Genomic DNA, 26,185 nt, shown 5'->3' with positions numbered 1-26,185 from the left:
CGTACCGCAATCCCCCTCCGCTTCCCCCTTCCGTTTCCACTGTTACACACAAAGCGGCTAGTCCGCCTTGCACATTTGGTCAGACCAAACTAGAATGGCCTGACCAAATGACGCACCCATCATTAAAGCAGCGCCAACGGAGACAAATGAATACCACCAAGAAACTGCTGGCCAGTGTGGCCGCCCTCGCCTTGCTGCTGGGTTCCGCCCAGGCGGAAGGCCCTTACCGCAACCCGGACAACAAGAACCTGACCGATCCCGGCGAGGGCACCTACCCGGTGCCGTACAAGATGCCGGTGGTATCCGAAATCACCGAAGTGCTGAACCGCATCCGCGGCTACATGGACGTGTCCACCCCCACCCGCGTGATCGACAAGAAAACCGGCAACCAGATCACCGACTTCAGCAAGCCCAGCAAGGACGCCATCTTCGCCCCCAGCAGCGGCGACTACGGCATCATGGTGTACGAGATGGGCGTGGTGCACGCCGGCCTGTTCAAGGCCGCCGAAGCCACCGGCGACCAGCGCTTCACCGACATGACCAGGCGCCACTTCCAGTTCTTCGCCGACACCCTGCCCTACTTCCGCGCCCAGGAACAGCAGTTCAAGCTGGAACGCGCCAACAGTTTCTCGCGCTTCCTCGACCCGCGCGCGCTGGACGATTCCGGCTCCATGTGCGCCGCGCTGATGCGCGCCCGCGCGCTGAAGATCGGCCCGGACCTGAGCACCATGATCGCCACCTGCAGCGACTGGGTGGCCAACAAGCAGTTCCGCCTGCCGGACGGCACCATGGCGCGCAAACGCCCGCAAGCGGTGTCGCTGTGGGGCGACGACATGTATATGAGCATCCCGGCGCTGGCCGAAATGGGCCGCATGACCGGCAAGCGCGAGCACTTCGACGACGCCGTGAAAAACACGCTGCAAATGTCGAACTACCTGTTCAACCCGCAGCTCGGCCTGTACACCCACGGCTGGCACGCCAACATCCCGGACGCGCCGCGCTTCTACTGGGCGCGCGCCAACGGCTGGGCGGTGCTGGCCATGTCCGACCTGCTGGACGTGCTGCCGAAAGACCACCCCGGCTACCCGAAAGTGCTGGCCCAGCTGCGCGCGAGCCTGAAAGGCATCGCCGAGCTGCAATCGGGCAACGGCCTGTGGCACCAGATGATAGACCGCAACGACTCCTACCTGGAAACCTCGGCCAGCGCCATGTTCGTCTACGTTATCGCGCACGCCATCAACCAGGGCTGGATCAGCCCCACCACCTACGGTTCCGTGGCGCAGGCCGGCTGGACCGGGCTGGTGTCGAAGGTGACGGCCAAGGGTGAAATCGAAGGCATTTGCGTGGGCACCACGCTGGCCGGCGACCAGACCTACTACTATCACCGTCCCACCAGCGTGAACGCGCTGCACGGCTACGGCCCGACCCTGCTGGCCGGCGCGGAGATGATCAAGCTACTCAAGAACCCGAACATCGCCGTCGAGCACCGCGTGCGCACCTACCACTACATGCCGAAGACCGCCGGCCAGACCGACTACCGCGAACACCACTAAGGAGACCCCATGAAACCCACCATCACGCCCCTGCTGGCCGGACTGCTGGCCTCCTCGCTGGCCCACGGCGCCGGCTTCACCGTCAAGCTCAGCCACGACCTGGACATCGCCCGCCCGTCGGAAACCGTGACCATCCCGTGGACCGAGGTCAACCGCCAGCTGCCCGGCGCGCTGATCCAGCGCCTGGCCGTCAAGGACGCCTCCGGCCGCGTGGTGCCGCACCAGGTGACCAACCTGAAGCCGCTGGCCAAGGACCCGAAGAATGAAGGCCTGGCGTACGGCGAGCTGATCTTCCAGCACAGCTTCGCGGCCGGCGAGAAGTCCGCCACCTACACCATCGAAACCACCGACGGCGTGGCGCCGCCCTTCCCCAGCAAGGCGTCGGCCCGCTACGTGCAGGAACGCCTGGACGACTTCGCCTGGGAAAACGACAAGCTGGCGCACCGCACCTACGGCCCGGCGCTGGCCGCGCCCGCCGAACCGGGCAGCGGCAAGGAAGTGCTGGAGACGAGCGGCCTGGACCTGTGGTTCAAGCGCGTGAACTACCCGGTGATCGACCGCTGGTACAACAAGGGCCATGACCATTACCACTACGACCAGGGTGAGGGCATGGACATGTACAACGTCGGCAAGTCGCGCGGCGCGGGTGGCGCCGGCGTGTGGCTGGGCGGCACCCTGTACACCAGCAGCAATTACTCGACCTGGAAAGTGCTGGCCAACGGCCCGGTGCGCGCCATCTTCGAGCTGCACTACGCGGCCTGGAACGCGGCCGGCACCCCGGTCACCGAGGTCAAGCGCTTCACGGTGGACGCCGGCCACTACATGGACCGCATCGACAGCACCTTCACCTTCGCCGGCCCGAAGACGCTGCCCATCGCCATCGGCCTGAACAAGACGCCCACCGACAAGGGCGAAGCGCCCAAGATCGCCGTGGCCAAGGACAAGGACTCGTCGGCCCTGCTGCAGTGGATCCAGCAAGCCACCAAGGGCGCCTTCGGCGTGGCCGTGGTGCTGCCGGGCGCCACCGAGTACACCGAGGACAAGCTGAATGAACTGATCGTGGCCAACGCCACCTCGGGCCAGCCGCTGACGTACTACGCGGGCGGCGCCTGGGAGCGCTCCGGCGACATCACCTCGCAGGCGCAGTGGGAAGCCTATGTGCGCGCCACCGCGGCGCGCGCGCGCAACCCGGTGCGGGTCACCTGGAAACAGTAAAGAGGTAAAGAAGCAAAGCAATACCGCAGCACCGCAGCAGTCGTACTCAATACAAAAAATTAACAGGGACAAGTATGGACAACAGCGAACAACAACGCCGGCCGGGCCGCTTCAACGTGCGCCTGGCAGGTTCCACATCGATCAGCGCGATGGCCCTGGCCGTCAGCGCAGCCTACGCCCCGGCGTACGCGCAAAGCACGCCGCCCGTCCCGGCGGCGCAGGAAACCGCCACCGTGGTGGTGACCGGCATGCGCGCGGCGCTGGAAAGCGCCTTGAACAAGAAGCGTGAAGACAACGGCATCGTCGACGTCATCAAAGCCGAGGACATGGGCAAATTCCCCGACACCAACCTGGCCGAGTCGCTGCAGCGCGTGCCCGGCGTGGTGATCGACCGCGACGCCGGCGAAGGCCGTAGCATCACGGTGCGCGGCCTGGGCCAGGATTTCACCCGCGTGCGCATCAACGGCATCGAGGGCCTGGCCACCACCGGCGGCACCGACAGCTCCGGCGGCGCCAACCGCTCGCGCGGCTTCGACTTCAACGTCTTCCCGTCCGAGCTGTTCAACTCCCTCACTGTGCGCAAGAGCTCCTCGGCCGACATCGACGAAGGCTCGCTGGGCGCCACGGTGGACCTGCAGACCATGCGTCCATTCGACCTGAAAGGCTTCAACGCCACCGTCATGGCCAAGGGCAAGTACAACGACCTGGCCAAGAAGACCGACCCGCGCGTCGGCTTCATGGTCTCCAACACCAACGCCGACCGCACGCTGGGCTTCCTGGTGTCGGGCGCCTACTCCAAGCGCCAGGTGCTGGAGGAAGGCTTCTCCACCGTGCGCTGGGACAACGGCCCCTCGTCCGGCGGCTGGTGCGCGCCGATGGGCGTCACCCCTGCCAACCCGAGCAACTCCACCGCCACCACCTGCGGCCCGGCCGCGCAAGGCGTGCCGCGCCTGCCGGCATCGGCCGCCGCCAGCGCCGCCTACGCCGAGGCCAGCAAGGCCGAAAACTTCGTGCCGCGCCTGCCCCGCTACGGCCGCCTGACCCACGACCAGGACCGCCTGGGCCTGACCGCGTCGGTGCAATGGCGTCCGGCGCGCGGCTCGCTGGTCACCTTCGACATGCTGTACTCCAAGCTGGACGCCACGCGCCAGGAAGACTTCCTGGAAGCGATCTCCTTCAGCCGCACCGCCACCCAGGGCGGCAAGCCGCAGACCAGCGTGGTGGAAGCCCAGTTCGCGCCCAACGGCTCGCTGCTGTACGGTAAATTCAACGGCGTGGACGTGCGCGCCGAATCGCGCTTCGACGAACTGTCCACCACCTTCACCCAGCCCACCCTGACGCTGGAGCAGGACATCGGCGACTCGCTGCGCCTGCTGGCCAAGGTCGGCAGCGCCAAGTCCAAGTTCCGCAACCCGGTGCAGACCACCACCACGCTGGACGCGCTGAACGTCAACGGCTACACCATCGACTTCCGCCAGAACGACCGCATGCCAGCCATCGGCTACCCGTTCGATCCGGCCAACCCGGGCGCGGCCATGGGCATCGTCGGCGTGCCGCAGGTGGCCAGCGGCACCCAGCCAGCCTCGGTGCCCAACACCACCACCAGCGAAATCCGCATCCGTCCGCAAGGCGCCACCAACACCAACGACGTGGGCCAGCTGGACCTGGTGTGGGAAGCCAGCGACAAGCTCAGCTTCAAGGGCGGGGTCAACTACAAGAAGTACAGCTTCGACTCCTACGAGTCGCGCCGCGTGAACCAGGGCGACACCATCTTCGCGCCGCCGGCCGGCACCAGCATGTCCAGCCTGATGACCACCGTCACCGGCTTCGGCAAAGGCCAGGACCTGCCGGCCGGCACCGCCACCTCGTGGGTGATCCCGGACCTGAACGCCATCGCCAAGGCCTACGACATCTACTGCAACTGCATCAAGAGCGGCCCGGCGGGCGGTCCCGGCGACTTCACGCTGTCCTCCATCACCAACGGCAACGCGCGCGGCAACAACCGCTCCGTCACCGAAGAGGACAAGGGCTTCTACCTGATGGGCGAGTTCAACCACGAACTGGCCGGCATCCCGCTGCGCGGCAACTTCGGCGCGCGCTACGTCAAGACCGGCCTGAGCACCACCGGCTACCAGTCGGCCGGCGGCGGTTCGCAAGTGACCGTGGAGCACGACTACTCCGACGTGCTGCCGTCCTTCAACGTGGCCGCCAGCCTGACCAAGGACTTCATCGTGCGCCTGGCGGCGGCCAAGGTCATGACCCGTCCGCAGCTGAACAACCTGTCGCCCGGCGGCACCGTGGCCACCACCGGCACGCCGTCCATCACCAGTGGCAACCCGCTGCTGAAACCGTTCCGCGCCAAGACCTTCGACAGCAGCTTCGAATGGTACTTCGACAAGAACGCCTTCCTCGGCCTGGGCCTGTTCCAGAAAAACATCGGCACCTACATCCAGAGCCTGCGCACCAACGTGCCGTTCAAGGAAACCGGCCTGCCGATGTCGCTGCTGCCATCGAACTTCAACGGCGACGAGATCTTCCAGGTCACCGCGCCGGTGAACACCGACGGCGGCAAGCTGAAGGGCTTCGAGCTGAACTACCAACAGCCGTTCACCTTCCTGCCGGCCTGGGGCCGCAACTTCGGCACCCTGCTGAACTACACCTTCGTCAAGTCGAAGATCGAGTACCTCGTTTCGCCGACCGGCAACGCCACCATCACCGACGACCTGCTGAACCTGTCGCCGCGCTCGTGGAATGCCACGCTGTACTATGACGACGGCAAATTCAGCGCCCGCCTGTCGGCCTCGCAGCGCGCCTCCTTCGTCACCCGCGTGCCCGGCCAGAACAACAACGACGTCGAGGGCAAGAACAAGTCCACCAACGTCGACGTCTCGTTCTCGTACAAGGTCAACGAAAAACTGGACCTGACGCTGGAAGGCGTGAACCTGACCAACGAGCCGAACGACCAGTTCGTGAGCCGCGCGCGCAACAGCGTGGTGGTCAACAACGTCACCGGCCGCGAGTTCCTGGCAGGCCTGCGCTACAAGTTCTAAGCCAGCCCGCAACACCGCAGCCCCCAGCCTCCGTCCCGGAGCGCAGGGGGCTTTTTTTATTTCACGATCCGGTATAACGTAGTGCTTTTTGCGAGCAAAGCCAAATGTCCCGAATCGCCATCCTCGCCATCGCAGCCATGCTCGCAGGCTGCGCCAGCGTACCGCCGCAGCAAGCCGCAGTGCCGGCCCCGGCGTCCGCCCAGCCCAAGCAGCTGTACCAAATGAGCCCGCAGGAAGCGGACGGCTATATCGCCCAGATGCAGCAATCCGAGCCGGACCTGCGCAAGCGCATCGCCGCCATCGGCCGCCGCAACATCGGCCAGCCCTACATGCTGAATCTGCTGGGCGAATACCCGTTCGAACTGCACGACACCCTGCCCACCTTCAGCCTGACGCAAAGCGACTGCGTGGTGTTCGCCGAGCACACCTACGCCATGGCGCTGTCGCGCAACTGGAAAGAGTTCTACTGGATGCTGCAGCGGATACGCTACAAGGACGGCGTGATCGGCGTGGCCACGCGCAACCACTACACGGAACAGGACTGGAACATCAACAACGGCTGGCTGCTGACGGACGTGACGCGCGAACTGGCCGGCGGCTTCGCCGCCTCCTACCCCTTGCGGGTGGACCGCCAGCGCTTCCTGAAAACGCGCCACAACACGGAAGTGAGCATGCCGGTGCAGGACAGCACCGAATACTACGTGCCCAAGGAACGCATCGCCGAAGTGCTCGGCACGCTGCAGGACGGCGACTTCGTCAACGTCATCTCCACCCGCGACGGCGGCTACTGGGCCTCGCACGTCGGGCTGATCGTCACCGCGCCGGACGGCAAGCGCATGTTCCTGAACTCCGCCGAACCGCAAGTGCGCGAAGAAAGCTTCGAACAATTCTTCGCCCGCACCGCCGAACGCGAAGCGCGCAACGCCGCGGAAGGAAAAAACGGCCAGAAACTGGCCGGCTTCAAATTCCTGCGCCTGAACGACAACATCATCGTCCCGCCCGCCCTGCCCCAGCCGCGCCCATAAACGCTTAAGACGGGGTCAGTTCCGGCATCGCGCCAAAATGGCGTGATGCCGGAACTGACCCCGGTGCAAAATGGCATGATGCCGGAACTGACCCCGGTGTGGAACTGACCCCGGTGTGTTTTGGAACTGACCCCGGTGTGTTTTATTTCAGCTCGGTAATGAACTGCTCGCGGGGGCGGCGCACTTTTTTCAGGCTGACCAGCCAGTCGCCTTCGTCGGCGCGGTAGCCGAGCGGCAGCATCACGACGGAACGCAGGCCGCGTTCGCGCAGCTTGAGGATCTCGTCCACCTTGGCCGGGTCGAAGCCTTCCATCGGCACCGAATCAACCTGCTCCTGCGCCGCCGCGATCAGCGCGGTGCCCACGCCGATGTAGGCCTGGCGGGCGGCGTGCTGGTAGTTGGTTTCGGCGTCGCGCTGCGGGTAGCTGTTCAGCAGCTGCTGGCGGTAGGCTTCCCAGCCTTCGTTCCTGATGCCGCGTTCTTCGTTCACCAGGTCGAACATCTGGTTGATGCGCTCGGCCGTGTAGTTGTCCCAGGCGGCAAACACCAGCAGGTGCGAACAATCCGTCACCTGGCCCTGGTTCCACGCGTGCGGCTTGATCTGCTCGCGCAGTTCGGGGTTGGTCACCACAAACACTTCATAAGGCTGCAGGCCGCTGGAGCTGGCCGTCAGGCGCACGGCTTCCAGGATGCGGTCGACTTTCCCTTGCGGAACCGCCTTGGACGGTTCCATCTTCTTGGTGGCGTAGCGCCATTTCAGGACTTCCAGCAAATCGGACATGGGGACACACTTTCTTAGGAGTTGATCTAGCCCCCATATTTAGGCGGCCGCAGCCATTTCAAGTCTATTCATTAATGAAGTTTTGATTTTACTGGCATGCATCCTGCTCTATCACTATCGGCGCTGTTGCCTTTGTCTGTAACCGAGGTTGGAAATGAACACTGAAATGGTACGTAAAACTGTCTCCACCGCACTGGTGGCCGCATCGATCCTCGCTCTGGCCCCTGCTGCACACGCAGCGGCCACCAGCGCCAACAAGGACGACCGCCCGTCCTGGCTGCTGGGTGCGCTGAGCATCGTCGTGGCCATCGCAGTCCGGCGCAAGACTGTCAACACTGACGTGTAAAAAGCCGCCGAAAGGCGGCTTTTACATGGCAATCTGACACGTCACTTACATAATGATTCCCTAAGCACAATATTTCGCTGGCGGATGCGCGTCCGCTATGCGAGACTCACCATATCTGCTATTGAAAGGCGGTTCGGCAACGCTATCGCCGGTCCGCCCCCGGAAAGATATGGAAAACCAAGCCGCCGAAGTCACCACCCCGCCACAAGACATCCCCCAGTTCAGGCATTACCAGATTTTGGCGCGCCTCGGCGCCGGCGGGCACGGCGAAGTGTACGAAGGCTGGGACAGCCGGCTGCGGCGCAAGGTCGCCATCAAGCGCCACCGCGCCCTCGACCCGCTGCGCGACCCCGCCAGCCTGGTCAAGGAAGCGCGCATGACCGCGTCGCTGCACCACCCGGCGTTCGCGCAGATCTACTCGATTGAACAGGACGACGAAGGCTGGGCCATCGTCATGGAGCTGATCGCCGGCCAGACTTGGCGCCAGCTGGCTCAAGACAAGGAAAACCCTGTCGACCTGCCCACCCTGCTGGGCTGGATGGGGCAACTGGCCGTGGCCATGGAAGCGGCGCACGAGTCCGGGCTGATCCACGGCGACCTGAAGCCGTCCAACCTGATGCTGGACCCGGCCGGCAAAGTCCGCATCCTCGACCTCGGCCTGGCCTTCCACGACGACGCGCAAGCCACCACCTCGGTGATGCAGCTGGAACAGCAAGGCACCATTGCCTACATGGCCCCGGAAGTGCTGCTGGGCGCAGCGCCGGGGCGGCAGTCGGACATCTACGCCATGGGCGTGATCCTGTTCGAACTGGCCACCGGCGCCCGCCCCTTCGGCACCATGAGCGGCCTGGCGTTGGCTGCGGCGCAGATGCAGTCCAGCTCCAATGACTGGACTTTCCCCGATACGTTGCCAGAAGAGGTGGTCCAACTAATCCGCGCCATGACCGCTCGCCGCCTAGATCAGCGGCTGACTTCCATGCAACTGGTCGCCCAACGTGCCGCCGCTATTGCAGAGCAACTGGCGCAGGACGCTGCCGTTGTTGCTGAAGGCGGATTGCCAGCTCGCAGGCGGCTCCCACGAGAGGGATGGCCCTACAGAGCCAGCTACTTCATGCGTACACGACGCTGGTTATGTCTTGGCTTTGCAGCGTTATTCGTTCTGGGAATAGGAGCTTGGCAAGCTAGTTCAAATGGGCTCCTGCAATTGTCTGTCGCCCCCTCGTTCTCCAAAGCACAAGCGATTTCTCGTGCGCTGACTGCGCTGCAAAAATTCGAACTCCCCGAGCGGTTGGACGAAGCTGCCCGCGACTTTGAGGCGATTCTGAAAACAGATCCAGACAACGCAGCAGCTGTAGCGGGCATGTCGTTGGTCTACGGCTTTCGTTACACCAACGATCAGCAGGACGAAACTTGGCTGAAACGCGCTGCCGCAAGTGCTCAGCAGGCGCTCAAGTTGGACAGCCAACTTGCGCTTAGCCACGCGGCCCAAGCGTTCGTGCTAGTCAAGCAAGGACAACACGAAGAAGCGCTGGCCGAGTGCGAGCGTGCATTGGCACTGGAGCCTGGCCACTTCTTTGGTTCGGTTGGCAAGTCGACAGTACTGCGGGAAATGCGTCGTTATGATGATGCCCTTCAATGGAACCAGCTAGCATTAGAACGCAATCCAAGCGAGCGTTTTTTCGCTGACCTGCTTGGCGATACGCTATTCCAACTGGGTCGTTATGCCGAGGCAGAATCTGCGTTCCGGCGTAGCATTGAATTGCAACCAGACTCCGCGTATGCCTATGCCAATCTAAACGCTGCACTACTGCGCCTCAACCGCGGCGATGAAGGCTTACAAGTACTGCAAAAAGGATTACAAGTGCGGCCTAGCGGCACTCTTTATAACAGCCTCGGCAACGGATTATTTGCCAGAGGCGACTACGTGGGCGCAGCGGACGCGTTCGAACGCGCCGTCACGCCGCCTGCGGGTAACCCGAATAACTATTTGCGATGGGCCAATCTCGGCGACACTTTGCTGTGGATCCCAGGCCGCCAGCCGCAGGCACGCGAAGCATATCAAAAGGCTTTGACCCTACTAGAGCCTCAGTTGAAGCGGGCGCCGCAAAATGCCACACTGCTGTCACGCATGGGACTCTACTCAGCACGCGCAGGTGACAAGGAGCGCAGCATTGACTTGCTGCAGAAAGCCGTCGCAGCGGCACCCTCCAGTCCCGACGTTCTATTTCGTTCCGGTCTGGCATACGAATTGCTAGGAAAAAGAGAACTTGCGCTTACGGCTCTGGCGCAAGCAAGACAACAAGGCTATCCCGTCAGTGCCATAGAGTCAGAGCCCGACTTAGTGGAACTGCGGCGAGATACCCGATATTTGCCCCCCCCCCCAACCAATGGAGTTAAATAATGCGAGAAGTCCTTCTTACTGCCACTTTTGACATCGATCAAGACAGTCAATTGCTGCGCTGGTCTTTCCTGGCAGACGGCAAACCGATCTCCGGCGACGGCGTGGAAACCGGCCTACTGGCTTTCAAGATGAACGATACGTTGAGTGTGCAGGTGATTGCGAACAGCAAAAACCGGACTCTAAAGCAAGTCGACATCAATAGCTGTCATATCATCACAACGCCACTGGCGTTTACCAAGCGTGAAAACCCTGAACGTGCCGGCGAATTCCCTGATCCATCGCCATTTGGCGATCAGTACGCAGTAATCGACCTTGGCAACGGCACTTGCGAAAATAATACGGAACTAACTCAAGGAACGTGGCGTTCCAAGATGCCGCTGCAGTGCGACAACATTGGCCGCTGGGAGCTGTCCTTCGTTATCACTACCAATATCATTTACTCGAACGGAAAGGTAGAGCGCCGCGTATTTGAGTTCGATCCCGAGTGCGAAGTCGGCGGCGGCACCTGAGCAAGCGACTGCTAGAGCCCGAGGTATGAGCAATTGATTCGTTTGCAGTGCATTCAAATATCGGTATCCTAAAATTATGACTGGCCTTTAAGGAATTCAAGTGAATAATATCCAGTGCAAATCTATCTTCTCTCGCATTAGCGACGTCTTTACTACCGAAATCCAAGCGAAGAAAGCTGTCGCAGAGATGCGTCTGTTGACTGACGACGAGCTGCGCGCGGTTGCTGGCGGCCCTGAGCTCGAAGTAGGCAACGGCACCTAATCAATCAATCGTTACTGGGCGCGCTCACATAACGTTGCAGCACTGCTGCATTCGTTTCTGAGCGGCCCTCCCGGCGACCAACCGAAGTAGTACAGACGAAAGTGTAGCTGACCTCGCATTTGACAGTGTGCGCATCTCTTGGCTACCAAAGCCTGCGATAGCACACACAATCAGTCACTTAAACTGAACCCAATATGCCAAACACCAAACACAAATCTGTTTTTGCCTGCATTAGAAACATCTTCTCTATCTTCCCTAATGAGACGTCTACTGCAAAACCTGTGGCAGGGATGCGGCCGTTGACTGATGACGAACTTCGGGCTGTTGCGGGTGGTCCGGAAGTTGAAATAAATGACGGAAATGGTGGCCGCTAACAACACCAGCGGCTGCAATGGGCCGCTGAAGGACGACGAGCCGCAGCCATTGCTGACGTCATAGAATTTACCCGGACTAACGCCTCAAGCCATCAACTAATGACCAGCGCGCCAAGATAACGCCTTAACGCCTCGGCCGGCGTTCTAAGCTGCGTCCCAGATCTGTGAATGCTTATCCAGCAGCTTTGTACATAGTCGGCTGCGAAATTCCCGGCGCAAGCACGACGTTCAGTACGCGCCATCCGCTGGCGGCGATTCTACGAAAACTCAGCAAAAAAAGACAAAGCTAGTTGCGCATGTTACAAAGTGTGCATTTCCCGAATGAAAAATTCTATACGATGATGCATACCAATTAGCCACCTAGGAAATGATATGCTACACACACAACAAGAGTCCATTTTTTCCACCGTCCGCAAGATCTTTACAGGCGAAAAGCCGGCAAAACAAGCCACAACTGAAATGCGTTCACTGACTGACGACGAATTGAGCGCGGTGGCTGGCGGCCCTGAGTGCGAAGTAGGCAGTGGTGGCTAAGTCATCAGCTAATGCCCGCGCGGCGAGTAGCGACATAGCGCCGCGGCTGGCGTCTTGAGCTGCGCGGCGCAGTGTCTCTTTAACTATTCCAGGGGATTCAGTATGCAACAAGCACAACAAGAATCAATTTTCTCCAGCAGCCGTAAAATTTTTGCTGGCAAGGCACCAGCGCAGAAGCCTGCAGCTGAAATGCGCCCACTGTCTAACGACGAACTCCGAGCGGTAGCCGGCGGCCCCGAAGTCGAAGTTGGCAACGGTCATTAATCCTCCACGAATGCCCACGCACCGTGTAGGGACGCGACGCCTCGCACAGCCAATGATTCATACCACAACAACCGTTTCAAGGATTTAATATGCAACACGTACAACAAGAATCCATCTTCTCCAGCGTTCGCAAGATCTTTTCAGGCGAAACGCCGGCGAAGAAACCTGCGACTGAGATGCGCCCACTAACCGAAGATGAGTTACGCGCTGTGGCGGGCGGACCTGAAGTCGAAGTAGGCAACGGCACTTGATCTATCAATCGGTGCCGAGCACGCTAAAGTAGCGCAGCATTGCATTGGAAGATGCTTTTGAGCTGTGCAGCAATGCCAGATAACTATTCCAAGGAACTATATGCAACATGCACGACAAGAATCACTTTTCGCCAACGTCCGTAAAATTTTTGCTGGCGAAACGCCAGCGCAGAAGCCGGTGGCTGAAATGCGTCCACTGACCCAAGACGAATTGCGCGCGGTGGCTGGTGGCCCTGAGTGCGACGTGGGTAACGGTACCTAAGCCATCAGCTAATGCCCAGCGCCCCAAGGTAACGCCTTAGCGCCTCGGCAGGTGTTCTGAGTTGCGCGGCGCAGCGGTCTACGGCTCCGTCGCAGGCCGCGAGCGCGGTGCGCAGTTCTTCTTCGGCGATCCGCTCGGGTCGCCGGATCTGCGGATGTTCGTCCAGCAGCTTGTACATGGTCGGCCGTGAAATGCCCAGTGCTTGCGCGGCGCTCAGAATCCTCCAGCCGTTGTCATCCATCGCGGCCAGCACTTCCTCCTGGTCCGGCATCGCGCGCCGTCCGCGCTTGGCTTCGGCCGGAGCTGATGGGCCATTGCCTGCCCCGCCCGCCGCTTGTCCCGCCCCCTGCCCCGCCCCCTGAGCAACCGCGTTTGCAAACCCGTCATCGCTCTGCGCTGCGGCTGACGATGCCAAGCGGGCGGCACTGCCCTGCGGCGTGGCCACGCTGCGCGTCAGCGCGCTCAGCAGCGGTACTTCGCCCATGCGCACCGACAGCAGCGCGCGCCGCACCACCTGCGCCAGCTGGCGCACATTGCCCGGCCAGTCGTAGCAGGCGCAGTCGCTCACCAGCGCAAACGGGAATTCCTCCGCCGCCGCCCCGCCCTCGGCCAGGAAATGCTGGATCAGCACGCCGATATCCTCGCGCCGCTCGCGCAGCGGCGTCATCGGGATCACATAGCTTTCCAGGCGCCGCAGCAGCGCGTGGTTGAAGGAGCCGCCGTACAAATCCTGGTCGGTCGCCGCGATCAGGCGCGCGCTGCTGCGCCGGTCGCCCTGCGCGCCGACGGGACGGTAGTCGCCGCTTTCCAGCACGCGCAGCAGCATGGGCTGCACCACGGCCGGCGTGTTGCCGATTTCGTCCAGGAACAGGGTGGCGCCGTCGGCCTCGCCGAACAGGCCCACCCGCACGCCCTGCGCGCCGGTGTAGGCGCCCTTGGCGGCGCCGAACAGTTCCACCGCCGCCAGCGATTCGTTCAGGGTGGCCATGTTCACCGCCACCAGCGGCGCGCCGGCGCGCGGGCCCATGGCGTGGATGGCGCGCGCCGCCACTTCCTTGCCGCTGCCGGTCTCGCCCAGCAGCAGCACCGGCATATTGGTCTGCGCGGCCGCGCGGATCTGCTCGCGCATCATGATGGCGGCGCTGCCCACGCCCAGCAGGCCGGCCACCGGGTTGTGACGCGGCAGCGAGGTGGCCCAGTGCAGGCACAGCAGCACGGCGCGGCCCAGGCCCAGCACGGCGCCTTCGGCCACGCGCTCGGGGCCGAGGTGCTGTACGCTGCGCACTTCCTCTCCGTCCAGCTCGAAGATCATGCGGCTGTCCGGCGGCGTCACTTCCACGCCGCCGTCCGGCGTGCGGGCGATGCGCAGCGGCTGGCGCGAGATGCCGCCGTAGCCGAGCGGCAGCCGGTCCTTGCCGGGCCGGCTGAACATGGGCATGAAGCGGCCCAGCTCGATCACTCCGTCACCGCTGCCGTCCAGGTACTGTTCGCCGATCCGCGCGGAATCGGGATGCCACAGCACCGTCAGCGCCAGCACCGGGCCGCCGGTCACTTCGGCGTCGCGCAGCGGCGAGGTCAGCGTGTAATCGGAATCGTTCAAGCCTGCAACCAAAATCTTCTCCTAGTGTAAATGACAATGTAAAGCCCGCCGGTTGACATGTCAATTAATGAAACGGAATGGTTGCAATATGCAAATGACCCGGCTTCCCGCGCTGGCGCCCGCTCTTGCGCGCAGGCATGGGGTTTGCTATTGACATTCAGTAACGATGAATTGCAGGAGCAACAATATGAAGACACGCAGTGAATTGACCGATATCCCGATGAAGAGCACTTACCAGGACGGCTTGTGCACCGAGGTCGCCATTGTCGGCGCCGGGGCAGCCGGATTGTACAGCGCCTGGCGCCTGGTTGCCGACGGCGGCCTGCCCGGCTCGCAGGTGCAGCTGTTCGAGATGGACGACCGCATCGGCGGCCGCCTGGAATCGGTCAGCTTGCCGGGCATGGACGTGGTAGGCGAGCTGGGCGGCATGCGCTACATGTCCTCGCAAGCCATCGTCGCCACGCTGATCGAGCATGTCTTCAGCCACACGCTGGAAAGCATCTCCTTCCCCATGGGCGACAACGCGCACCTGTTCGCCTTCCTGCGCAAGCAGTACCTGCGCGCCGACGCCTGGAAACGCGCCCAGTTGCGCGGCGACCGCCAGCTCACCCGCTACATGCTGAACGAGGTGGACATCGGCTACAGCGCGGACCAGCTGTTCAACAAGGTGGTGTACGAGGTGCTGACCGCCGACCCGTGGTTCAACGCGCGCTACGCGGACAAGGTGAAGCACTACGGCGCCTACGACTACACCTTCGAGCTGACCGCCGAGGACTGGAGCCGCATCAAGCCGCAGCTGCGCTACTGCTTCGCCGGCCCCTACCAGGACGCGCTGGTGAACGAGCTGGGCTTCTGGAACATGCTGAAGGACCGCGTGGGCCAGGAAGGCTACAACTTCCTGGCCGACGCCGGCGGCTACTACTCCAACACCATCAACTGGAACGCCGCCGAAGCGCTGCCCTACATGGTGGGCGACTTCTCCAACGCCGGCACCGAATACAAGACCATCGCCGGCGGCTACGACGGCATCGCCTACGCCTTGGCGGACGCCTACCTGGCCGAGCCGGGCGCCTGCATCTGGCGCGAGAACCAGCTGCTGGGCTTCACGCGCTCGAGCAAGCAGGGCTACCGCTACACGCTGCACTTCCTGAACCGCCCGGGCCGCGCGCCGTGGGCGGTGCACGCCAACAGCATCGTGCTGGCCATGCCGCGCCGCGCGCTGGAACTGCTGGCGCAGGACAACTTCTTCTTCCGCAACGACGAGCTGCAGAACAATATGGCGGCCGTGATTCCTGAGCCGGCCTACAAGATCCTGATGGGCTTCGAGCAGCCGTGGTGGCAACAAAGCTTCGGCGCGCAGTCCGGCCATTCCATCACCGATCTGCCGCTGCGCCAGTGCTACTACTTCGGCAGCGATCCGTCGAACAGCCATTCGCTGCTGCTGGGCAGCTACAACGACATGCGCACCACGCCGTTCTGGCAGGTGCTGGCGCGCCACCCGGAGCCGTTCCAGCCGCGCGCCACGGCGCTGGTGGCGCCCGCGCAGCTGCTGGGTCTGCAAAACGTGCAGGCGTCGCAGCGCATGGTGAACGAGGCGATGAAGGAATTGCGCGAGCTGCACGGCAGCGGCGTGAGCATTCCCGAGCCCTATGTCACCTGGTACAAGGACTGGTCGGCCGATCCCTACGGCGGCGGCTACCACGCCTGGCGCGCCGGCTACGCGGTGGACCGCGTGATGCCGTTCATGCGCAAGCCGGACCGCGCGGAAGCCGTCCACATCGTGGGCGAGGCCTATTCGGACCAGCAGGGCTGGGTCGAGGGTGCGTTCTGCGTGGCCGAACGCATGCTGGAGGAACACTACGGACTGCGCCGCCCGCAGTGGCTGGACCCGCGCTATCACCTTGGTTACTAAGGAGTGTGCACATGCAGGTAGCTTATCAGGTTGAACTGGACCCGCTGCAGCTCGAACTGCGCGTGCAGCTGCATATCTCCGGGCTGACGCCGCGCGAAACCACGCTGCTGGCGCCGGCCCTGGCGCAGGGCGATTACGACTTTGAACAGTTCTGCCGCGCCGTGGGCGACGTGCGCGCCTTCGATCCGGCCACCGACAAGGGCATCGAGATGCATCGCCACGGCTGGTCCTGCTACACGGTGCAGCAGCGCTCGGACAAGCTGGGGCTGTCCTACCGTTTGGCCGCGCTGCCGGAAGCGGGCGGTGTTGGCGGTGTTGCCCGCGGCGGCGTCACCGGCCGCATCGCGCCGGCGGGCTGCTACCTGCGGCTGGCGCCGCATGCCGGCCCTTGCCGGGTGCTGTACTCGGTGCCGCGCGGCTGGGCCGTGCGCCATCCCGCCGGTACGCTGGCGCTGGGGAAAAACTACTGGGAATATGCGAACTACGAACAGCTGCTGGCCACGCCGGTGTCGTTCGAGGAGGAACGCCACGCGCTGCAGGTGCGCGTGGCGGCGGGGTAAGACTTATTCAGGACTTACTTGTAGAAAGCTTCGACCTTGCCGCTCAGTTTGATCAGCATGGGGCGGCCCTTGCGGTCCAGCGATTTGCCGGCGGCCACTTTGATCCAGCCTTCGCTGATGCAGTATTCCTCGACGTCCAGACGCTCTTTGTCGTTGAACTTGATGCCGATGTCGTGCTGCAGCACTGGCAGGTGGTGGTGAGGGCTTTTCGGGTCGACCGACAGGCGGTCCGGCAGTGGTGGTGGGGTGGTGGTATCGTTCATAGGCACTAATTATCCACTAAAAAAAGTTTCCCGCCTAGTTGATCCAGATCAAGTTCCCCCGCTGCAATGCGCGGCAGGCTCCGCTATCGTGAAGGTCAGGTCCGGCGCGCGGCCACCGCCGCCCGGCGCCTGCGGGAGATAGCGATGAAACTGACATTTCTGGGCGCCACCGGCACCGTCACCGGCTCGCGCTACGTGCTGACCAGCGGCAGCGAGCGCATCATGGTCGATTGCGGCCTGTTCCAGGGTTACAAGGCGCTGCGGCTGCGCAACCGCGAGCCGCTGCCGGTGGCCCCGGGGCAGCTCAGCGCCGTGGTGCTGACGCACGCCCACCTGGACCACAGCGGCGGCCTGCCGATGCTGGTGCGCGACGGCTTCAAGGGGCCCATCTACTGCAGCGAGGCGACGCGCGACCTGTGCCGTATCCTGCTGCCCGACAGCGGCCGCCTGCTGGAGGAGGAAGCGGCCTACGCCAACCGCCACGGCTACAGCAAGCACCATCCGGCATTGCCGCTGTATACCGAAGCCGATGCGCGGGCGGCGCTGGAACGCCTCACGCCGATGCCCTTCGGCCACACCTTCCGCGTCGGCAGCGCCTTCGACGCCACCCTGCAGCGCGCCGGCCACATCCTCGGCGCAGCCATGGTCCGCATCGAGGCGGACGGCGCCAGCGTCGTCTTCTCCGGCGACCTGGGGCGCCAGCACGATCCCGTGATGGCCGCGCCGGAGCGCGTCGAACAGAGCGACTACCTGGTCATGGAATCGACTTACGGCGACCGCGTGCACAATCCGGAAGACCCGGCCCTGCTGCTGGCGGCCACCATCAAGGCCACGGCGGCGCGCGGCGGCGTCACCATCATTCCATCCTTCGCGGTCGGCCGGGCGCAGACGCTGCTGTACTACCTGCAGCACCTGAAAGCGGCCGGCCGGTTGCCGCCGCTGCCGGTCTACCTGAACAGCCCGATGGCGGCCGACGTGACGGCGCTGTACCGCCGCCACCGGCAGGACCATCGCCTCAGCGCGCACGACTGCGAAGCCATGAGCCACGCCGCCACCATAGTCAACAGCGTGGACGAATCGATCGAGCTGAACCGGCGCCGGCTGCCGATGGTGATCGTGGCGGCCAGCGGCATGGCCACCGGCGGACGCGTGCTGCACCACCTGAAAGCGTTCGCGCCGGACCGGCGCAATACCGTCCTGTTCGCCGGCTTCCAGGCCGGCGGCACGCGCGGCGCGTCCATGGTGGCGGGCGCCGACGCCATCAAGATCCACGGCGAATACGTGCCGGTGCGGGCCCAGGTGCTACAGATCGACAACCTGTCGGCGCACGCGGACCAGGGCGAACTGCTGACCTGGCTGGGCGGCTTCCGCGCGCCGCCGCACCGCATCTTTCTTACCCACGGCGAGCCGCCGGCGGCCGAAGCGCTGCGCCAGCAGATCGCGCGCCACCTGCACTGGCAGGCGGAGGTCCCGGGCTACGGCGACGAGGTGGACCTGCAGCCGCTGCACCAGGAAGCGCCGCACTAGCACGGCGGCAGCGGCCATCAGCGGCGCCGGCGCTTGCCTGCCGGCGCCGCTACGCCGGGGCGCCCGGCTCCAGCCGCCGCTGCGCGGCGCCGCACAGGCGCCCGGCCGCCAGCGCCAGCTGCGGCGCCACGTCGATGCCGTTGCTGGCGTGCGCCACGGTGTTGCAGCTGATGATGCGCGCCGGTCCCGCGCGGCGCAGCATGGCCAGCGCATCGCCGCAGAACAAGGCATGCACCACCACGCATACCGGGGCGGCCAGGCCGGCCTGCCTCAACAGACCCACCGCCGCCGCCAGGGTGCGGCCGCTGGAGGCCATGTCGTCGAGCAGCACCGGCGTGGCGGCGCCGATCCCGCCCAGCCGGGCGGCGGCGTCGGCCACGCTCACGTCGCGGTCGCCGTGCCGCTGCTTGTCCAGCACCGTCCACGGGCATGCCGCCAGGCGCGCCACTTCGCTCACCCATTGCGCGCTCTCGCTGTCCGGTCCCACCAGGTGAGGCCGCTTCACGTTGGCCGCCAGCCACTGCGCGATGGCCGGCGCGGAAGGCGCCGCCTCGGCCGCCAGCGTGTAGGCGTGCCCCAGCGTGGGGTGCCGGTGTAGATGCGGATCGACCGTGGCCAGCCAGTCGGCGCAGCCCGACAGCAGGCGCGCCACGTGCAGCGAGGTGACGCCCTGCCCCGGCTCGAACGCGGCGTCCTGCCGCATGTAGGGCAGGTAGGGCAGCACCAGTCCCACGCTGCGCGCGCCCAGCTCGCGCGCCACGCTGGCGCACAGGTAGAGCGCGAACAGGCCGGCGTCCGGCCCGGCCGGGGCCGCCACCAGCGCCACGTCGCGCCCGTCCAGCGCGGCGCCGAAGCGCGGGCAGCACTCGCCGTCTGGAAAGCGGTGCAGCAACAGCGGCGCCGTCTCGCAGCGCCAATCGGCCTGCAGCCGCGCCGGCCACGCCTCGGCGCCGGGCAAGGCAAACAGCAGCGGCATCATCGCGTCTCCTCCAGCGTGATCATGTGCTCCTGGCTGCGCGCGTACGCCAGCGCGTAAGCCAGCTCGCCGGGCGACTCGGCGTGCAGGGTCAGCAGCGGCTGGCCGACCTCCACCAGGGTGCCCAGCGGCGCGTGGAACAGCAGGCCGGCGGCGGCCGCCTTGGGCGCGCCGGCCAGTTTGGCGCAGCGCGCCAGCGCGCGGTTGTCGATGGCCGCCACCCGCCCCGCGTGGACGGCGCACAGGTCCTGCGTGTAGGCCGCGCGCGGCGGCACGCGCATGCCGCCCTGGGCCGCGCAGATGGCCTGCAGCTTGCGCCAGGCCGCGCCGCTGGCCAGCACCTCGGTGGCCAGCGCCAGTCCCTGCCCGGCGGCGGCCTTGCCGCCCGCCTCCAGCAAATGCCCGGCCAGCAGCAGGCCGCGCCGGCGCAAGTCCTGCGGCGCGCCAGGCTGGTCCTGCAGCACCGCCAGCACGTCGTGCGCCTCCAGCGCCGGGCCGATGCCGCGCCCCACCGGCTGCGCGCCGTCGGTCAGCTCGATACCGACCGACAGCCCCAGCTGCCCGCCCACCCAGCGCAGGCGCTGCGCCAGCGCGCTGGCCGCCTCCAGCGAGCGCACCTTGGCCGTGCGCCCCACCGGGATGTCCACCAGCACGTGGGTGGAGCCGGCCGCCACCTTCTTGGACAGGATGGAAGCCACCAGCAGGCCGTCGCTGTCGAGCCCGAGCGGGCGCTCGACCCGGATCAGCAGATCGTCCACCGGGCTCAGCGCCATGGCGCCGCCCCAGGCGATGCAGCCGCCCTCCTGCTCCACCACGCGGCGCATGGCGGCCGCGTCCAGCGCCACCGGCGCCAGCGTCTCCATCACGTCGGCCGTGCCGGCCGGCGAGGTGATGGCGCGCGAGGACGTCTTGGGAATCAGCAGCCCGCAGGCGGCGGCGATGGGCACTACCAGCAAGGTGGTGCGGTTGCCGGGCAGGCCGCCCACGCAGTGCTTGTCCACCACCAGCGGCGCGTCCCAGCGCAGGCGCTGGCCGGCCGCCACCATGGCCATGGTCAGCGAGCAGGTTTCGGCGGCGTCCAGCCGGTTGCCGGAGCAGGCCGCGATCATGGCCGCCAGTTCGATGTCGGAGTAACGGCCGGCGGCGATATCGGCCACGACCGCGCCGGCCGCGTCGCGTTCCAGCGGGCGGCCGAAGATCTTGGCGCGGATGGCGCCGAACGACGGCAGCGGCGGCGCGTGCGCCAGCTGCACCTGCGCGCCCTCGGCCGCGTCCAGCGCGCGCCAGGCCGCCTCGGACACGCCGGCTTCGTCCAGCGCCAGCAGCGGCGCCACCACCACGTTCAGCGTGGCCACCACGCAGCGGCCGCCGCAGCGCAATTCCAGCCGCGACTGCGCCTCGAATCCCTCCGCCTTGCAGATCGGGCTGTCGCTGCGCAAATAGACCACCGGGTGCTGGTAGGTGTCGATGCCCAGCCGCCGCAAGCGCAGCCCGGCCCCCGCAGCGCCATCCTCCACTGTGCCTGCCTGCATGCCTTTCCCCTTAATAGTTGCGCATGCTCACAAGATAGCGGCCCCGACGGCAGAAAGCAGCAGCGTGACTTGACCTGGATCAAACCGCCCGGCAATACCGCAGGCGCGGTAACATGGCGGCCATGCCCGCGCCCATCCGCACCGCCGTCTTGCCGGCCCCGCCGCCTGCCCCGCCACCGTCCTCGGCCCGGGCCGTGCTGCTCCGGGCCGTGCTGTTCTGTAGCGCGCTATGCGGCACAGTGCCCGCGCACGCGGCCGAGCCGGCGCTGGCCATGCTGATCAATGCCTACCGCGCAGCGCCACAGCCATGCGGCAACCTGCCGGCCGCCCCGCTGCCGCCGCTGGCAACGCCGCCCGCCCTGTCCTCCGTCCGGCTCGGCACCGGCGCCTTCATCGAACTGGCGCTGGAGCGCGCCGGCTACCCGGTGGAGCACGCTGCCGCCATTTTCGTCACCGGCGCGCCGGACGCCGCCGCCGCGATGGCCGTGCTGCGCGAGAAATACTGCCGCCAGATGCTCAGCCCGCAATTCACGGCCGTCGGCGCGTCCCGCCACGGCGACGCCTGGCAAGTGCTGTTCGCCGAGCCGCAGCGTCCCATTCCCCTGCCCGATCCGGCCCAGGCCAGCGCCGCCGCCCTGGCCGCCGTGAACGCCGCGCGGTCCGCGCCCCGGCTGTGCGGCACGCGCCTGTTCGCCGCCGCCGGCCCGCTGGCGCTGAATCCGGCGCTGGCCCAGGCGGCGCAGGCGCACAGCCGCGACATGGCCACCCAGCGCTACTTCAGCCACCAGGCGCGCGACGGCAGCTACGTGGCCGAACGCGCCACGCGCGCCGGTTACGCCTGGCGCTGGATCGGCGAAAACATCGCCTCCGGCGTCAATACTGCCGAAGAAGCGGTGGCCGGCTGGCTGGAAAGCCCGGGCCATTGCGCCAACATCATGAATCCCGCCTTTACCGAAATGGGCGTCGCCTATTCGCTGAATACCGAGCGCCGCATGATGTATTGGACTCAAGTAATTGGTGCAGCGCGATAAGCGCAATTCACCCGAATCAATCAATTCGTTGATTGATTCAAAGGCCGTTATGCCCTTCCGATATAGATTTTCCCCAATTCGATATAGCTAAACAGGGTAAAAACAACAATGACGCTCATTGCTGTGATTATTTCCTGAGCGATAAACACACGTCCGTTTCCCGACAATAAACTCTGTTCAAACTAATAAATCCTTACATGGGAGACGGAGAGAGATGCATATCATCGCCAACGGCCAGCTTCGGCCAAAACGTTTGAGCTACGCAATCGCCCTGGCACTGGCAAGCAATATGGCCATCGCGCAGGACGCCCCGAAAACCGAGACGCCCGCCAAAGACAGCGCCATTCAAAAGGTTGTCGTCAGCAGCACCCGCGCTTCGCAGCAAAGCGGCATCGACCGCAAGAAAAATGCAGCCACCGCGCAGGATTCCATCGTCGCCGAAGACGTGGGCGCTTTCCCCGACCGCAATATCGGCGAAGCCATTTCCCGCATTTCCGGCATTGCACTGGACCGCGGCGATTTCGGCGAAGGCGTTTCCGTGGCAGTACGCGGCAATTCCGCCGACCTGACCCGCGTCGAGATCGACGGCCAGGGCGTGCAGTCCGGCGGCGGCACCGACATGAACGGCGGCGGCAGCGGCCGGGGCGTGGAATTCCGCGAAATGTCGTCCGACCTGATCAAGAGCGTGGACGTGGTCAAAGGCTCCACCGCCGACATGACCGAAGGCTCGCTGGGGGGCGGCATCATTATCAAGACGCGCACCGGCCTGGATTTCAAAAAACCGTTCTACTCGCTGCGCATGGCCGCGGCGCAAAACTCGCTGAACGAGAAATGGACGCCGGACACCAACCTGATCCTGGCCAATAAATTCTTCGATGATCGCCTGGGCGTGATTCTGAACGTGTCCACTTCGCAGTCGCGCAACGAAGGCCATTCGGCCCAGGTGGCCACCAGCGCCAACCAGGGCTACGCGCGCGCACTGGACTTCGACAACTCGCCGAACAAGACCTTCGCCTTCAATCCAAGCACTGTGTCAACTTCGGACCCGCTGGCAAAAACCACGCTGCTGGCCAGTCCGCTAACCGCCGGCGGCACGTTCGATGCGGCTTCTCCGCTGGACCTGGTGACGCGTTCGGCCGCCGCACAATCGAAGGCCGATTGCTATGCCGCCTTCCCCAACCTGACCACGGCGCAGCAAAACGCCATTGCGCAAAACTCGCGCAACGCCGCCATCAACCAGCGCGGCAACGAGCTGCTGACCTGCTTGAACCAGTGGAACGACTACACCCCCTCGCTGGTGCGCTACCTGCAGAAATCGCAGGTGGACAAGCGGCGCTCGGGCGACCTGCGCCTGGACTTTAAGGTCAACAACGAGCTGACCGTGTACGCCAAGGGCAGCATCCAACGCCGCAAGGTCGATGACAATTTCCTGACCTACAGCCTGGGCGGCCTGACCACCAACCCGGCCTCGACCGCCACGCCAACCTACAACGGCGCCACCTTCAGCGACGCCACCGGTTCGCGCGTTGCCATTCCAGGCTCCGGTTACTTCACCTACGATACGCCTAGCTTCCGCAGCAACGCCTTCCCTATTGCCGGCACCGCCGCCAACGTGGACCCGCGCTCGGTGACCGTGGACGCCAACCATCACGTAACCAAGTTCACCATCAGCGACGGCAGCGCCGGCGTGGACCAGATCCACAACACCATCGAAACCAGCAGCCGCTACCTGCAGACCGGCGGTACTTACCGCAAAGGTCCGCTGCTGGCCGAATTCTTCATCGGCGACGCCAGGTCGGACTTCTCGCGCGGCGACAAGCGCACCTCGTGGAGCTACAACTACGGCCCGGCCACGCTGCAAGTGCTGCCGAACGGCCTGTGGACCCACACCTTCCCGGCAGGCAGCACCTTCGACTCGTCCAACCCGGCCAACTTCGCCGTGGTGCGTCCTGCGGTTGCTGGGACGGCGGCGGTCAATGCCTCGGCTACCCAGCCGACACCGATCCCGGCGTACACCATCGCCCAACAGCCGCTGCTGACCCAGGCGCCGTCGCTGCAGTTCACGCCGCGCATGAACGAAGGCGGCGAACGCACCGCCAAGCTGGATCTGACCTACGCGCTTAACGACCAGGTTCCATTCCTGTCCCGCATCAAGACCGGCCTCAATCTGCGCGACACCTACGGCGAAAGCTGGAATCCGAACGGCGACTATGTGGTGAAGGCGCCGGTCGGCACCTTCGGCCAGGCCGGCTACATTCCCGGCGTCTACATGCCGCAGACCATCGTCCGCTCCTCCTTCATCGGCTGCGAAAACACCGCCGGTTCGCTGGGCGCGGGCGGCGCGCCATGCAAATATGGCTACAACCCGAACGTGAACCCGAGCACCACGAGTTCCGGGCAGATCGTGATGACCCAGAAGCAGTTCCTGGACATCATTACCCAGTCAATGACCACGCCAACCACCACCTTCTTCAACGGCGCCAAAGACCGCCCGGCCGATCTGCTGCAAGGCTGGACCCAGATCGACGTGGAAAAAGTATTCGCGCTGACCGGCGTTCCTAACGTCAACTACGATTGCATGAAAGAGTGCACGGCCAGCGACGGCAAGGTCTATAAAAAGCCTTCCAACAAGTTCTCGGAAAAAGTGAGCTCCGGCTATCTGATGACCGATTTCACCATTGATCACCTGCCAGGGACTACCAAGGCGCTGCCGTTCAACTGGGAGCTGGAAGGCAACTTCGGCTACCGCATTGTCAACACCAAGGTTTCCGGCACCGGCATCCTGGGCTTCCAGACCATCCAGAAGTCGCCGTCGTACAACCCGTCCAACCCGAACGCAGCCGGCGGCACCATCACCAACACGCTGATCGTTCCGACCACGCTGAACGCCAGCACCACCGACTACATGCCGGCGCTGAACCTGGCTCTGTGGGCGGTGCCGGACCAGGTCGTCCTGCGCTACAACCGCGCCAAAACGGTAGCACGGCCGCCGGTGGAACGCCTGCTGCCATCGGGCACCTGCACCTATGACGAGCGCAAAATCGACGTTCTCAGCGGCACCGAACTGGACCAGACCTGCACCGGCAACATGGGCAATCCGGCCCTGCGTCCGCAAACCAACTGGAACCAGAACCTCAGCGTCGAGTGGTACCCGAACCGCGACACCATGTTCACCGCGTCGGCCTTCCATCAGAAAGGCATTATCGGCCCGAGCGAACTGGTCGGCCGCAGCGACATCAAGCTGTTCTCCGGCACCGAGCTGGTGGACCCGGTCACCGGCAGGTCGCTGGGCGACCTGGATTTCAACTACCGCACCTGGGACAACGGCGTGGCCACCACCCGTAAAGGCGTCGAGTTCCAGTCCAAGACCGCGTTCACCTTCCTGCCGTCGGTCCTGAAATACACCGGCCTGGACGCGAACTACACCAAGCTGCGCTCGGCTGTTTCGGCAGTCAACGTGGTGGACCTGATCACCGGCACCCCGCTGCCGCCGGCGCGCGAATCGAAGTACTCGTACAACGCGTCGCTGTGGTACGACGATGGCGCCTTCTCGGCCCGCGTAGCATTGCAGTTCGTGGCGCAGCAGTTCACCTGCATCGCCGCCTGCGGCGCCAACTCGGTGAACAACTACCCAAGCTCGCCGGGCGTGACCCGCGTGACGGTAACCCCGTTCAACCCAGGTTCGCCGAACTTCAAGGACTCGACCCGCTTCATCGACGCCAAGATCGCCTACCGCTTCGCCAACGGCATCGAAATCTTCGCCGAAGGCCGCAACCTGGGCAAAGCGACCACCTCCAACAGCCAGGGCCCGTACACCCCGTTCGCGGACGGCACGCCCAACCTGCTGGACTACGCCTACGCCGGCCGCCGCATCATGATCGGCATGACGCTGCGTAACTAAGGCAGCAGCCTGAAACTGAGTTCGTTGTTGTCCTTTCGACCCGGCCGCGCGCCGGG

At 64.6% G+C, this 26,185-nt stretch carries 22 protein-coding genes; 17 read left to right on the top strand and 5 right to left on the bottom strand.

The genetic code is table 11. The features are described from left to right. Positions 1–146 precede the first annotated feature (146 nt). From AC56DV_RS00450 to AC56DV_RS00435, 4 genes are all read left to right on the top strand, one after another. Positions 147–1,553, top strand: a complete 1,407-nt coding sequence (locus AC56DV_RS00450; RefSeq protein WP_496312350.1) for a glycoside hydrolase family 88/105 protein — start codon at positions 147–149, stop codon at positions 1,551–1,553. Between the two features lie 9 nt (positions 1,554–1,562). Further along, positions 1,563–2,768 carry a BT3233 family polysaccharide utilization protein gene (locus AC56DV_RS00445; RefSeq protein ID WP_496312349.1) on the top strand — a complete coding sequence of 402 codons (1,206 nt, stop codon included), beginning with the start codon at positions 1,563–1,565 and terminating at the stop codon, positions 2,766–2,768. A gap of 74 nt (positions 2,769–2,842) precedes the next feature. Beyond that, positions 2,843–5,818, top strand: a complete 2,976-nt coding sequence (locus tag AC56DV_RS00440) for a TonB-dependent receptor (RefSeq protein ID WP_496312348.1) — start codon at positions 2,843–2,845, stop codon at positions 5,816–5,818. A gap of 104 nt (positions 5,819–5,922) precedes the next feature. Further along, positions 5,923–6,843 (top strand): N-acetylmuramoyl-L-alanine amidase-like domain-containing protein, encoded by a 921-nt coding sequence (locus AC56DV_RS00435; RefSeq protein ID WP_496312347.1) that lies wholly within the window; start codon positions 5,923–5,925, stop codon positions 6,841–6,843. Positions 6,844–6,985: 142 nt separating this feature from the next. Here AC56DV_RS00435 and AC56DV_RS00430 read toward each other — a convergent pair whose 3' ends face one another. Then, positions 6,986–7,624, bottom strand: a complete 639-nt coding sequence (locus tag AC56DV_RS00430; RefSeq protein WP_496312346.1) for an NAD(P)H-dependent oxidoreductase — start codon at positions 7,622–7,624, stop codon at positions 6,986–6,988. A gap of 166 nt (positions 7,625–7,790) precedes the next feature. Between AC56DV_RS00430 and AC56DV_RS00425 the strand changes: the two genes are divergently transcribed. The 8 genes from AC56DV_RS00425 to AC56DV_RS00390 all read left to right on the top strand — a co-directional run bounded on the left by AC56DV_RS00425 (position 7,791) and on the right by AC56DV_RS00390 (position 12,565). Further along, on the top strand, positions 7,791–7,970 hold the full coding sequence (locus AC56DV_RS00425) for a hypothetical protein (protein WP_496312345.1): 180 nt from the start codon (positions 7,791–7,793) through the stop codon (positions 7,968–7,970). A gap of 169 nt (positions 7,971–8,139) precedes the next feature. Then, positions 8,140–10,371, top strand: a complete 2,232-nt coding sequence (locus AC56DV_RS00420; protein WP_496312344.1) for a protein kinase domain-containing protein — start codon at positions 8,140–8,142, stop codon at positions 10,369–10,371. Then, the gene (locus tag AC56DV_RS00415) at positions 10,371–10,880 is read left to right on the top strand and encodes a hypothetical protein (RefSeq protein ID WP_496312343.1); all 510 of its coding nucleotides are present in this window, start codon (positions 10,371–10,373) and stop codon (positions 10,878–10,880) included. Before AC56DV_RS00420 ends, AC56DV_RS00415 begins: the two co-directional genes overlap by 1 nt. Before the next feature lie 100 nt (positions 10,881–10,980). After that, positions 10,981–11,142, top strand: coding sequence for a hypothetical protein (locus AC56DV_RS00410; protein WP_496312342.1), 162 nt, complete (start codon positions 10,981–10,983; stop codon positions 11,140–11,142). A 194-nt stretch (positions 11,143–11,336) separates the two neighbouring features. Continuing rightward, positions 11,337–11,516, top strand: a complete 180-nt coding sequence (locus AC56DV_RS00405) for a hypothetical protein (protein WP_496312341.1) — start codon at positions 11,337–11,339, stop codon at positions 11,514–11,516. Positions 11,517–11,888: 372 nt separating this feature from the next. Further along, positions 11,889–12,050 carry a hypothetical protein gene (locus AC56DV_RS00400; RefSeq protein WP_496312340.1) on the top strand — a complete coding sequence of 54 codons (162 nt, stop codon included), beginning with the start codon at positions 11,889–11,891 and terminating at the stop codon, positions 12,048–12,050. Positions 12,051–12,152: 102 nt separating this feature from the next. After that, the gene (locus AC56DV_RS00395; protein ID WP_496312339.1) at positions 12,153–12,314 is read left to right on the top strand and encodes a hypothetical protein; all 162 of its coding nucleotides are present in this window, start codon (positions 12,153–12,155) and stop codon (positions 12,312–12,314) included. A gap of 89 nt (positions 12,315–12,403) precedes the next feature. Next, positions 12,404–12,565 carry a hypothetical protein gene (locus AC56DV_RS00390; RefSeq protein ID WP_496312338.1) on the top strand — a complete coding sequence of 54 codons (162 nt, stop codon included), beginning with the start codon at positions 12,404–12,406 and terminating at the stop codon, positions 12,563–12,565. Between the two features lie 266 nt (positions 12,566–12,831). Here the strand turns inward: AC56DV_RS00390 and AC56DV_RS00385 are convergent, their stop codons facing one another. Continuing rightward, complete coding sequence (locus AC56DV_RS00385) at positions 12,832–14,427, bottom strand: sigma-54-dependent transcriptional regulator (protein ID WP_496312337.1); 1,596 nt, start codon at positions 14,425–14,427, stop codon at positions 12,832–12,834. A gap of 187 nt (positions 14,428–14,614) precedes the next feature. On the opposite strand from AC56DV_RS00385, the gene AC56DV_RS00380 reads away from it, so the two are divergent. Both AC56DV_RS00380 and AC56DV_RS00375 read left to right on the top strand, forming a co-directional pair. Continuing rightward, entirely contained in the window at positions 14,615–16,339 is a 1,725-nt protein-coding gene (locus AC56DV_RS00380; RefSeq protein ID WP_496312336.1) for a flavin monoamine oxidase family protein, read from the top strand. An 11-nt stretch (positions 16,340–16,350) separates the two neighbouring features. Then, positions 16,351–16,899, top strand: a complete 549-nt coding sequence (locus AC56DV_RS00375) for a M61 family metallopeptidase (RefSeq protein WP_496312335.1) — start codon at positions 16,351–16,353, stop codon at positions 16,897–16,899. 14 nt (positions 16,900–16,913) lie between these two features. On the opposite strand, the gene AC56DV_RS00370 is transcribed toward AC56DV_RS00375, so the two are convergent. After that, positions 16,914–17,162, bottom strand: coding sequence for a DUF3297 family protein (locus AC56DV_RS00370; RefSeq protein ID WP_028833860.1), 249 nt, complete (start codon positions 17,160–17,162; stop codon positions 16,914–16,916). Between the two features lie 144 nt (positions 17,163–17,306). On the opposite strand from AC56DV_RS00370, the gene AC56DV_RS00365 reads away from it, so the two are divergent. Beyond that, positions 17,307–18,689 (top strand): MBL fold metallo-hydrolase RNA specificity domain-containing protein, encoded by a 1,383-nt coding sequence (locus tag AC56DV_RS00365; protein WP_496312334.1) that lies wholly within the window; start codon positions 17,307–17,309, stop codon positions 18,687–18,689. Between the two features lie 49 nt (positions 18,690–18,738). Here AC56DV_RS00365 and AC56DV_RS00360 read toward each other — a convergent pair whose 3' ends face one another. Then, a complete protein-coding gene (locus AC56DV_RS00360; RefSeq protein WP_496312333.1) occupies positions 18,739–19,668 on the bottom strand; it encodes a ribose-phosphate diphosphokinase in 930 nt (309 codons plus the stop codon). Then, entirely contained in the window at positions 19,665–21,197 is a 1,533-nt protein-coding gene (locus tag AC56DV_RS00355) for a thymidine phosphorylase family protein (RefSeq protein ID WP_496312332.1), read from the bottom strand. Before AC56DV_RS00355 ends, AC56DV_RS00360 begins: the two co-directional genes overlap by 4 nt. Positions 21,198–21,310: 113 nt before the next feature. Here AC56DV_RS00355 and AC56DV_RS00350 point away from each other — a divergent pair, with 113 nt between their 5' ends. Then, positions 21,311–22,228 (top strand): CAP domain-containing protein, encoded by a 918-nt coding sequence (locus tag AC56DV_RS00350; RefSeq protein WP_496312331.1) that lies wholly within the window; start codon positions 21,311–21,313, stop codon positions 22,226–22,228. A 253-nt stretch (positions 22,229–22,481) separates the two neighbouring features. After that, positions 22,482–26,129 (top strand): TonB-dependent receptor, encoded by a 3,648-nt coding sequence (locus AC56DV_RS00345; RefSeq protein ID WP_496312330.1) that lies wholly within the window; start codon positions 22,482–22,484, stop codon positions 26,127–26,129. Positions 26,130–26,185 lie beyond the last annotated feature (56 nt).

Source organism: Massilia sp. BGA-UO-ETr-WB1 (assembly GCF_059567845.1).
This window is presented reverse-complemented; position numbering and strand designations above follow the sequence as displayed.